This window comes from Kitasatospora sp. NPDC036755, from assembly GCF_040636595.1.
Lineage (GTDB): Bacteria > Actinomycetota > Actinomycetes > Streptomycetales > Streptomycetaceae > Kitasatospora.
The window spans coordinates 1-9440 of sequence record NZ_JBEZUT010000335.1 but is presented as its reverse complement, the minus strand read 5'-3'; the positions used below and the strand labels follow the sequence as shown (position 1 = coordinate 9440).

Annotated in this window: 10 protein-coding genes and 1 pseudogene; 6 read left to right on the top strand and 5 right to left on the bottom strand. The window is 74.7% G+C overall.

The window, feature by feature from the left end; genetic code table 11:
- Window positions 1-32 precede the first annotated feature (32 nt).
- On the bottom strand, window positions 33-503 hold the full coding sequence (locus tag AB0E96_RS33930) for a hypothetical protein (RefSeq protein ID WP_359829640.1): 471 nt from the start codon (window positions 501-503) through the stop codon (window positions 33-35).
- 242 nt (window positions 504-745) lie between these two features.
- Between AB0E96_RS33930 and AB0E96_RS33925 the strand changes: the two genes are divergently transcribed.
- Window positions 746-1117 carry a YciI family protein gene (locus AB0E96_RS33925; RefSeq protein WP_359829639.1) on the top strand — a complete coding sequence of 124 codons (372 nt, stop codon included), beginning with the start codon at window positions 746-748 and terminating at the stop codon, window positions 1115-1117.
- A 73-nt stretch (window positions 1118-1190) separates the two neighbouring features.
- Window positions 1191-2429 (top strand): sigma-70 family RNA polymerase sigma factor, encoded by a 1239-nt coding sequence (locus AB0E96_RS33920; protein WP_359829638.1) that lies wholly within the window; start codon window positions 1191-1193, stop codon window positions 2427-2429.
- A 36-nt stretch (window positions 2430-2465) separates the two neighbouring features.
- Here the strand turns inward: AB0E96_RS33920 and AB0E96_RS33915 are convergent, their stop codons facing one another.
- Window positions 2466-2930: a MarR family transcriptional regulator gene (locus AB0E96_RS33915; protein ID WP_359829641.1), complete on the bottom strand. Its 465-nt coding sequence runs from the start codon at window positions 2928-2930 to the stop codon at window positions 2466-2468.
- A 129-nt stretch (window positions 2931-3059) separates the two neighbouring features.
- On the opposite strand from AB0E96_RS33915, the gene AB0E96_RS33910 reads away from it, so the two are divergent.
- Together AB0E96_RS33910 and AB0E96_RS33905 are read left to right on the top strand one after the other, a co-directional pair.
- Window positions 3060-3842 carry a class III extradiol ring-cleavage dioxygenase gene (locus AB0E96_RS33910; protein WP_359829637.1) on the top strand — a complete coding sequence of 261 codons (783 nt, stop codon included), beginning with the start codon at window positions 3060-3062 and terminating at the stop codon, window positions 3840-3842.
- A gap of 204 nt (window positions 3843-4046) precedes the next feature.
- Window positions 4047-4430 (top strand): annotated as a pseudogene (locus AB0E96_RS33905) (maleylpyruvate isomerase N-terminal domain-containing protein); the annotation flags it as partial.
- A 212-nt stretch (window positions 4431-4642) separates the two neighbouring features.
- Here AB0E96_RS33905 and AB0E96_RS33900 read toward each other — a convergent pair.
- Window positions 4643-5050: a VOC family protein gene (locus AB0E96_RS33900; protein ID WP_359829636.1), complete on the bottom strand. Its 408-nt coding sequence runs from the start codon at window positions 5048-5050 to the stop codon at window positions 4643-4645.
- Window positions 5051-5054: 4 nt separating this feature from the next.
- A complete protein-coding gene (locus AB0E96_RS33895) occupies window positions 5055-5606 on the bottom strand; it encodes a GNAT family N-acetyltransferase (protein ID WP_359829635.1) in 552 nt (183 codons plus the stop codon).
- A gap of 322 nt (window positions 5607-5928) precedes the next feature.
- Between AB0E96_RS33895 and AB0E96_RS33890 the strand changes: the two genes are divergently transcribed.
- Entirely contained in the window at window positions 5929-7464 is a 1536-nt protein-coding gene (locus tag AB0E96_RS33890) for an AMP-binding protein (RefSeq protein ID WP_359829634.1), read from the top strand.
- On the opposite strand, the gene AB0E96_RS33885 is transcribed toward AB0E96_RS33890, so the two are convergent.
- Window positions 7457-8260: a LuxR C-terminal-related transcriptional regulator gene (locus tag AB0E96_RS33885; protein WP_359829633.1), complete on the bottom strand. Its 804-nt coding sequence runs from the start codon at window positions 8258-8260 to the stop codon at window positions 7457-7459. The genes AB0E96_RS33890 and AB0E96_RS33885 overlap by 8 nt on opposite strands.
- Before the next feature lie 148 nt (window positions 8261-8408).
- Here AB0E96_RS33885 and AB0E96_RS33880 point away from each other — a divergent pair, with 148 nt between their 5' ends.
- Window positions 8409-9227: a TIGR03084 family metal-binding protein gene (locus tag AB0E96_RS33880; RefSeq protein ID WP_359829632.1), complete on the top strand. Its 819-nt coding sequence runs from the start codon at window positions 8409-8411 to the stop codon at window positions 9225-9227.
- Window positions 9228-9440 lie beyond the last annotated feature (213 nt).

The window sequence follows — 9440 nt, the reverse complement described above, 5'->3', positions numbered from 1 at the left end:
GCCCGCCGGGCGGGCGGGCGGGCGCCTGGGCATCAGGCCGCGGGGCGCGACGGATCGCCGAGGGGACCGAGCCAGACGGCGGTGACGGCGCTGACGTAGCGGGCGCCGCAGTGGTCGTCGGGGACGACGAGCTGCGGGCCCGCGGCGTCCAGCGGGGCGCCGTCCACGCTGGTGGCGAGCAGGATCTCCTGGCCGCCGAAGTCCGGGTCGATCTCGGCCCAGGAGACCACCGCCCGGTGACCGTCGGCGCCGACCACGGAGAGCAGGAAGCGCAGCCGCTGCTTGCGGCCGGAGAAGTCGATCCGGGGCCGGGCCGAGCGCAGCACGTCCAGCAGCGCCGGGCCCTCGTAGCCGTGGCGCCGCTCGCCCGCGGTCCGGCAGTCGAAGCCGGCCTCCACCCGGCGGGCGGGGAGGTCGCGCAGTTGCGCGACCGTCAGCTCGGCGGGGCGGTCGAGGTGGCCGTGCAGTCGGACGGTGGGTCTCACGGGGGTCACGGGGGTCATGGGGGCGCTCCCTCCTCGCGGGCCGCGGCGCTGCGGCCCGCGAGGAGGACTACCCGAGCGACCGCCCCGGCATTCGCAGATGCGATGGAAATGGTGGACATCGGCTCGCAGCTGCGGCTTCCGGGCGAAGAACGGGAAAAGTCGGAAGAATTCTTCGCGGCGGATGTCGATCCGGCACCGGCCCGTTCGACGCAGGGGTGAGAGGCGGGGAGGGGCCCCGCCCGCACGACCGAGGAGTCACCATGCCGCGCTTCATGACCCTGATCCGCATCGACGAGAACGCCCGCGGGGGCTGGGAGCCGGACCCCGGCTTCGAACAGCGGATGGGGGCCCTGTTCGAGGAGATCACCAAGGTCGGCGTGATGCTGGAGACCGCCGGCCTCACCCCGACCTCCCAGGGCACCCGGCTGACCTGGAAGGACGGGGACATCGGCTGCACGGACGGGCCGTTCACCGAGACCAAGGAGGTCGTCGGCGGCTACGCCATCCTCCAGTGCAAGGACCAGGCCGAGGCCCTGGAGTGGACCCGGCGCTTCCTGCGGGTCCACCCCGCGCACTGGCAGGTCGAGGCGGAGGTCCGGCGGATCGACGAGATGCCGGAGCCGCCGAAGTAGCGGCCCGGACAGCCCGGTCGACGGCCGTGGCAGCGTTTGCCTCCTCCCGCGCCGACTGCTCTGATGGGTGGCCGTGACGGAGAGGGAGGCGGCCACGGCCGTCGAGACGGTGTTCCGGATCGAGTCCGCGCGGATCATCGCCGCCGCCGCGCGGATCGTGCGGGACGTCGGCATCGCCGAGGAGCTGGCGCAGGACGCGCTGGTGGCGGCGCTGGAGCGGTGGCCGCGGGAGGGCGTCCCGGACAACCCGGGCGCCTGGCTGACGGCCACCGCCAAGCACCGGGCGGTCGACCTGGTCCGCCGCCGGGAGGTGTACGCCCGCAAGCTCGCCGAGGTCGGCCGGTCGGCGCGGGACGTGCCGCCCCCGGAGCCGGACGGGCCGGAGTCCATCGACGACGACCTGCTGCGGCTGATCTTCACCGCCTGCCATCCGGTGCTGTCGGCGCGGGCCCGGATCGCGCTCACCCTCCGGCTGCTCGGCGGGCTGACCACCCCGGAGATCGCCCGCGCCTTCCTGGTGCCCGAGCCGACGGTGGCGCAGCGGATCGTCCGGGCGAAACGGACGCTGGCGACGGCGGACGTGCCGTTCGAGGTCCCGTACGGGCAGGACCGGGCGCGGCGGCTCTCCTCGGTGCTGGAGGTCATCTACCTGATCTTCAACGAGGGCTACGCGGCGACCGCGGGGGACGACCTGCTCCGCCCGCAGCTGTGCGAGGACGCGCTGCGGCTGGCCCGGGTGCTGGCGGCGCTGATGCCGGCCGAGCCGGAGGCGCACGGGCTGGCCGCGCTGCTGGAACTCCAGGCCTCGCGCACGGCCACCCGGACCGGCCCGGACGGGCGCCCGGTGCTGCTGGCCGAGCAGAACCGGGCCCGTTGGGACGGGCTGCTGATCCGGCGCGGGTTCGAGGCGTTGCAGCGGGCGGGCACCGGACCGTACTCGGTCCAGGCCGCGATCGCCGCCTGCCACGCCAAGGCCCGGCGCTACGAGGACACCGACTGGACGACCATCGCCGCGCTGTACGAGCGGCTGCTGGCGCTGTCGCCGTCCCCGGTGGTGGCGCTGAACCGGGCGGTGGCACTGTCGATGGCCCGGGGCCCGGCGGCGGCGCTGGAGCTGGTGGACGGGCTGACGCGGGAGCCGGCGCTGCGCGACTACCACCTGCTGCCGAGCGTGCGCGGCGACCTGCTGGCCCGGCTGGGGCGGACGGCGGAGGCCCGGGCGGAGTTCGAGCGGGCGGCTGGGCTGACCCGCAACGAGCGGGAGCGGGAGCTGCTGCTGGAGCGGGCGGCGTCGCTCGACGGGGGCGGCTGAGGGCCGTCCGGCCCGGCGGGAGGGCGGGGACGATCCCTAGGAGTCCTCCAGGCGCAGCCGGGCGCTGACCGCGCCGAGGCCTTCGGCGAGCACCGCGAGCTGTTCCCGGGTGAGCACGTCGATCAGCAACTCGCGCACCAGGGCGACGTGTCCGGGTGCGGCCTGGCGCAGCGCCTCCCGCCCCTGGTCGGTGAGTTCGGCGAAGACGCCGCGGATGTCGCTGGGGCAGGAGCGGCGGGCGACCAGGCCGGTCCGTTCCAGCTGGGTGACCTGGTAGGTCAGGCCGCTCTTGGAGGTGACCAGCTTGTCGGCGAGCTCGGTCATCCGCAGCGAGTGGCCGGGGGCGGCGGACAGGTGCACCAGGATCTCGTACTGCTGGTGGGAGAGTCCGGAGTCCTCCTTGAGCTGGCGCTCCAGCCGCCGGTTGAGCAGGTTGCTCGCGGCGACGAAGCCCCGCCAGGCGGCCGCCTCGTCCGGGTCGAGCCAGCGGGGTTCGTTCAGAGAGGACATGGCTGCAGCCTACTCCTGTTGTTCAAATTCGAACAAAGGTGTACCGTCGATCGCAGTAGACGTTCAAATTTGAACTACCTGCTGGTCGAAACAGGTCGAACCGGTCCCGAGGAGGACGCCATGAGCACCGCGACCCCCGAGCGCATGCCCGCTCTGTACCTGTCGCACGGCGCGCCGCCGCTGGCCGACGACCCCGTCTGGCCGGGCCAGCTCGCCGCCTGGTCCGCCGACCTGCCCCGGCCCAAGGCCGTGCTGATGGTCTCCGCCCACTGGGAGGAGGCCCCGCTCGCCCTCGGCGCCGTCACCACCCTCCCCCTGGTCTACGACTTCTGGGGCTTCCCCCAGCACTACTACGAGGTCCAGTACGCCGCCCCCGGCGCGCCGGAGCTCGCCGAGCGCGTGCGCAAGCTGCTGCGCGCCCCCGGCACGCCCGTCCAGGACATCCCCGACCGCGGGCTCGACCACGGCGCGTACGTCCCGCTCGTGGAGATGTACCCGGAGGCCGACGTGCCGGTGCTCCAGATCTCGCTGCCCACCCTCGACCCGCACCGGCTGATGGAGATCGGCCGCAAGCTCGCCCCGCTGCGCGACGAGGGCGTGCTGATCGTCGGCAGCGGCTTCTTCACCCACAACCTGCGGGCGCTCAGCAACGACGGCCGGGTCACCTCGGTGATGGCCGAGTTCGACGACTGGGGCCGGCGCGCCCTGGAGGCCCACGACCTGGACGCCCTGCTCGACTTCGAGCACAAGGCCCCGGCCGGGCGGCTGGCCCACCCGCGCACCGAGCACTTCGCCCCGCTGTTCGTCACCCTCGGCGCCGGCGAGGCCGACCTGGACAGCCAGCGCAGCGTCATCGACGGGTTCTGGATGGGCCTGGCCAAGCGCTCCGTCCAGCTGGGCTGAACCCGGCCGGCCGGCCGGTGACGGCCCCGAGCCCGGGGCCGTCACCGGGAGCCGCAGATGAAGCGCCCGCCGATGCGCTCCGGCAGGCGCCGACGGGGCGGGTCGCGCCAGACAGGGTCGGTTATCGGACGAACTCGCGGCGCGGGCCCGGACACCGGCCCTGTCGTGTGACGCTCCGTCGCAGCATGAACCGACGCCGGAGGAGTGATCGTGCGCAACGGAGACGCCGTACGGGCCGCCCTGGACGCCTCGCTGGCCGTCCTCGCCCCGCACACCGGGGACCGCGACTGGGACGCACCCGCCGGACTCCTGGAGTGGAGCTGCCGCGACACTGCCGCCCACATCGCCCACGACCTGCTCGCCTACGCCGGCCAGCTCGCCGCCCGCCCCCGGGACCGCTACCTGCCGCTGGACCTCACCGTCCGCCCCGAGGCCGACCCGGCCCAGGTGCTCACCGTGGTCACCGCCGCCGCCGGGCTCCTCGCCACCGCCCTGGACGCCGCCCCGCCCGAGCTGCGCGCCTACCACCACGGCCCCTGCGAACCGCTCGGCTTCGCCGCCATGGGCGTCGCCGAGACCCTGCTCCACACCCACGACATCACCAGCGGCCTCGGCCTGCCCTGGCAGCCGCCCGCCGAACTCTGCCGCTTCGCACTCGACCGGCTCTTCCCGCACGCACCGCAGGAGCCCGCCGCCCACCCGGCGCGGGTGCTGCTCTGGTGCACCGGGCGCGGGGAACTGAACGGCCGCCCGCGCAAGTCCTCGTGGACCTGGCGGGCGGCCATGGGCGAGTGGCCCGATCAGGGCGCGTCCCGCGGGCTCCAGGCCTCGCCGGTGACGATCCGCTCGGCCCCGCTGCGCTCGACGCACAGCTCGTTCCCCTCAGGGTCGGAGAGGACCACCCAGCCCTTGCCGTCCGGGCCGCGGCGGTCGTCCAGCACGGTGGCGCCCAGGGCGACCAGGCGCTCCACCTCCTCGTCCCGGCTGCGGTCCTGCGGCTGGAGGTCGAGGTGGACCCGGTTCTTCACCGACTTGCCCTCCGGAACCCGGATGAAGAGCAGCGAGGCACCGGCGGACTCCACCACGGCCAGCCCGTCACCGGGGTCGTCCTCCTCGCCGACGGTGCCGTCCAGGGCCTCGGCCCAGAAGGCGGCCAGGGACTGCGGGTCGACGCAGTCGATCGTCACATGTCGTACCAGGGAAGCCATGCGCCTACTCTGAACCACGCCGTTCGGAGACGTCCAGTCGCTTCCGGGAATGCCGGTGGCCGTCCAGCGGGTACGGCGGGAAGGCCGGAACGATCTCCGTGAAGGCGTAGCCGCTCTTCTCCGCGACCCGGCAGGAGGCATGGTTGTCGCCCTCGTGCAGCAGGTCCATCCGGTGCAGGCCGTCGGCGGCGAAGGCGGCGAAGGCCCAGACCGTGAGGGCCTCCACCGCCCGCGGGGCGACACCCCGGCCGCGGGCCGGGCCCGCCGTCCAGTAGCCCACCTCGGCCGTCCCGCCGCCCGGGGCGCCGCGCTTGAGCACCACGTTGCCGACCAGCTCGCCGGCGTCCAGGACCGCGAAGGAGTACCGGGTGCCGGCCGCCCGGCCCTCGCGCTGGAGGCGCAGCCAGTGCGCGGCCTGCTCGGCGTCGTCCACCGGAGTGCGGGTGAAGCGGCGCAGGGTCTCGTCCCGGTAGGCCTCGATCAGGGCGGGCGCGTCGGCGTCCTCGAAGGGGCGCAGCAGCAGACCGTCGGCCGCCAGGGGTGCGGTGGCGGTCACGTGGGGCCGGGGCCCTTCCCGGCCCGCTCCGGGTGGGTGGGGCCGGCGTCGGCGGAGGCCTGGGCCGGCGGCCTCGTCGGGCGTGCCGGGCCGCTGGTCGTCCATGGTGTGCTCCCCGTTCCCCGTGGGTGGTCCCTGCGTGGGGCCTTCCCGGGCCCCCGGACCTTCCTAGCAGCCGAAGGGCCCGGGTGCGGGCGCGGGGTCGCTCGTCCGTGCGGACGCGGACACCGGCCCGGACCCGGATGCGGCATCGGCGCCCCCCACGGGTGACACCCCCGATCGGGGGTGTGCAGGGAGCGGGCGGGAGAGGACAGTGAGCCCCATGCAGATTCCACTCTCCGTGATGGACTTCCTCGACCGCGCCGAGCTGGTCTACGGCGACCGGGTCGGCATCGTCGACGAGCCGGTGCAGCCGGCCGATTCCTGGGGCGAGCTGAGCTACCGCCGGGTCGCCGAGCTGGCCCGGGCCCAGGCCGCCGGGCTGGACCGGCTCGGCGTCGGGCCCGGCGAGCGGGTCGCGGTCGTCTCGCACAACTCGGCCCGGCTGCTGACCTCGTTCTTCGGGGTGAGCGGGTACGGCCGGGTACTGGTGCCGGTCAACTTCCGGTTGAAGGCCGAGGAGGTGTCGTACATCGTCCGGCAGAGCGGCGCCTCCGTGCTGCTGGTCGACCCCGAGGTCGCCGACACCCTCAGCGGTGTGGTGGCCGAGCACACGTTCGTGATCGGCGCGGACAGCGACGCCGTGCTGTACGACTTCGACGGCACCCCGCGGCACTACGCGGTGGACGAGAACGACACCGCCACCATCAACTACACCAGCGGAACCACCGCCCGCCCCAAGGGCGTTCGGATCACCCACCGCAACGCGTGGCTGAACGCGACGCTGATGGGCCTGCACTACGGCGCGAACGACCGGGACGTGTACCTGCACACCCTGCCGATGTTCCACGCCAACGGCTGGGGCCTGCCGTTCGCGATCACCGGGCTCGGCGGACGGCACATCGTGCTGCGCAAGGTCGACGGCGCCGAGATCCTGCGCCGGGTCGAGCGGCACGGGGTGACCTTCCTGTCCGGCGCGCCCGCCGTGGTGCAGATGGTGCTGGACGCGGCCGCCGACTGGGACGGCCCCGTGCCCGGCCGGGACCGGGTGCGGATGATCGTGGCCGGCGCCCCGCCGCCCACCTCGGTGATCCAGCAGGTCGAGGAGCAGCTGGGCTGGGAGTTCATGCAGCTCTACGGCCTGACCGAGACCTCCCCGCTGGTCACGGTCAACCGCTCGCGCGCCGAGTGGGACGCCCTGCCGGCCGCCGAACGCGCCGAGAAGCTGGTGCAGGCCGGCGCCCCGGCGCTGGGCACCCGGCTGCGGATCGACGCGTCCGGCGAGGTGCTGGTGCGCTCCAACACCGTGCTGGACGGCTACTGGCGGCAGCCGGAGGCCACCGCCGAGGCACTGCGCGACGAGTGGTTCCACACCGGCGACGGCGGCACCCTCACCGACGGCCGGCTCACCATCTCGGACCGGAAGAAGGACGTCATCATCAGCGGCGGGGAGAACGTGTCCTCGATCGAGGTGGAGGACTGCCTGTACGGCCACCCGGCGGTCGCCGAAGTGGCCGTGATCGGGGTGCCGCACGAGAGGTGGGGCGAGACGATCAAGGCGCTGGTGGTGCTCCGGGAGGACCAGGAGGCCGTCACCGAGGCCGAGTTGATCGCGCACTGCAAGCAGCGGCTGGCCGGCTACAAGTCCCCCACCACGGTGGAGTTCCGGGAGGCCCTGCCGCGCACCGCCACCGGCAAGCTGCAGAAGTTCCGGCTGCGCGAGCCGTACTGGGCCGGGCGGGACCGCCAGGTCAACTGACGAGCCCCGACTCCTTGGCCGCGACGGCCAGTTCGGTGCGGTTGCGGACCCCGAGCTTGTGCATCGCGGACTTGAGGTAACCGGTCACGGTGTTGCAGGTGAGGCCCAGGTGGGCGGCGATCTCCGGGTTGGTGCGGCCGGTCGCCGCCCAGCGCAGCACCTCGTGCTCCCGCGGGGTCAACGGCCGTACGGGGGCGGCCGGTCGGGACTTCTCGCCGCTCCAGGCCGCGGCTCCGGCGAGTGCCCGGGTGGCCGCCGCGGCCAGCTTGCCGACGGCGGAGATCCGGACGTCGCCGAACGGCACGACGGCGCGCAGCGAGGCGTACACCACTCCGTGCACGGTGCCGCCGTGCAGCAGCGGGACGGTGAGCATCGCGTACAGGTCCTCGGCGGCGACGGCCGCGTCGTAGTCGTGCGAAATGGTCGTGGCGGCACGGTAGTCGGGCACCCAGGTGGGCGCGCGCTCGGCGAGCGCCCGGCCGCCGAGGCCGAGCCCGGCCGGGACGGGCACGTCGTGCAGCAGGTCGGCCCGGGTGCCGGCCCAGTGGCGCAGCACCATGCCCTCGCGGCCGGAGCCCCTCCCGGGCAGCGGCTCGGGCACGCCGACCAGGCCGACGTCGGCACCGCACTCGCCCACCACCCGGCGGGCGAGGTCGCCGAGCACCGCGTCCCGGACCAGCTCGGCGGCGCGCGCGGCGAGTTCGGGGTCGTCGGTCCGCGCGGCGGTGGGGGTGCCCGGTCGCGCGGCGTCGCCGCCGGGTTGCGCGGCGGTGGGGGTGTCCGCAGCCCTGGTCATCGCGGAATTGTCACACGCGGTGGGGCCGGTGGCGAGACTCCTGACATGCGTGTTTCGCGGAGTCGCGGGCACCGGCGCCGGGCCGGGCGTAGGGTGCCGCCGCGGGCTACCGACGGGTAGCAACAGCCTTGATCTTGAGGGGAAGCCGATGACCGACCCGAACGCCGCGGGCGACGTCCTCCAGGGCCTGCTGGCCGACCTGCGGGACGAGAGCGCCGACCTGGACGCGCTGGTGGCCGAGCTGCCGGCCGACGGCTGGGCCCGCCCCACCCCCGCCGAGGGCTGGACGGTCGCCCACCAGATCGCCCACCTGGCGTGGACCGACGACTGGACGGCCCTGGCCGCACACGACCCGGAGGGCTTCCGCGCCTCGCTCGGCGGGCACTTCACCGAGCTGCTCGCGGCCGGCGCCGACCCGGTCGAGGAGGGCGCCCGCACGGGTGCGGCCGCCGAGCCCGCGGCGTTGCTGGCCCGCTGGCGGGCCGGGCGGGCGGAGGTGCGGGCAGCGCTCGGCACCGCCCCCGCCGACCTCCGGCTGCCCTGGTTCGGCCCGCCGATGAAGCCCGCCTCGATGGCCACCGCCCGGCTGATGGAGACCTGGGCACACGGCCAGGACGTCGCGGACGCGCTCGGCGCCACCCGCGAGCCCACCGACCGGCTGCGGCACATCGCCCACCTGGGGCTGCGCACCCTGGGCTTCGCCTTCACCCTGCACGGACTGCCCGCGCCCGAGCACCCGGTCCGGCTCGAACTGACCGCGCCCGACGGCACCCCCTGGCCCATCGGACCGGCCGGGGCGCAGGACGTCGTGGCCGGCCCGGCCCTGGACTTCTGCCTGCTGGTGACCCAGCGCCGCCACCGCGACGACCTCGCCCTCACCGCCACCGGGCCGGTCGCCACCGCCTGGCTGCCGATCGCCCAGGCCTTCGCCGGAGCCCCGGGCAAGGGCCGGCGGCCCGGAGCGTAGGCGCGCCCCGCCGCGCACCGGCCCACCCGCCCGGGCCGGTTCGCAGGGGTCGCCCCCGGAGATCGCCCCTCACAACGGGCGGCCCTCACAACGGGCAGCCCCCGGAGGGCGGCCCTCAGACCCGAATCCGCAGGTAGTAGTGCGGTGTAGCGGCTGATACGACGACAGGTGTCCGTGCCGGTTTGAGATGATCGAGGTTCTCTACGCCTGATC

What these genes read in the sequence shown, in the direction of transcription:
- AB0E96_RS33930 (WP_359829640.1), bottom strand. Translation starts at nt 503, where the DNA reads ATGACCCCCGTGACCCCCGTGAGACCCACCGTCCGACTGCACGGCCAC.
- AB0E96_RS33925 (WP_359829639.1), top strand. Translation starts at nt 746, where the DNA reads ATGCCGCGCTTCATGACCCTGATCCGCATCGACGAGAACGCCCGCGGG.
- AB0E96_RS33910 (WP_359829637.1), top strand. Translation starts at nt 3,060, where the DNA reads ATGAGCACCGCGACCCCCGAGCGCATGCCCGCTCTGTACCTGTCGCAC.
- AB0E96_RS33900 (WP_359829636.1), bottom strand. Translation starts at nt 5,050, where the DNA reads ATGGCTTCCCTGGTACGACATGTGACGATCGACTGCGTCGACCCGCAG.
- AB0E96_RS33890 (WP_359829634.1), top strand. Translation starts at nt 5,929, where the DNA reads ATGCAGATTCCACTCTCCGTGATGGACTTCCTCGACCGCGCCGAGCTG.
- AB0E96_RS33885 (WP_359829633.1), bottom strand. Translation starts at nt 8,260, where the DNA reads ATGACCAGGGCTGCGGACACCCCCACCGCCGCGCAACCCGGCGGCGAC.
- AB0E96_RS33880 (WP_359829632.1), top strand. Translation starts at nt 8,409, where the DNA reads ATGACCGACCCGAACGCCGCGGGCGACGTCCTCCAGGGCCTGCTGGCC.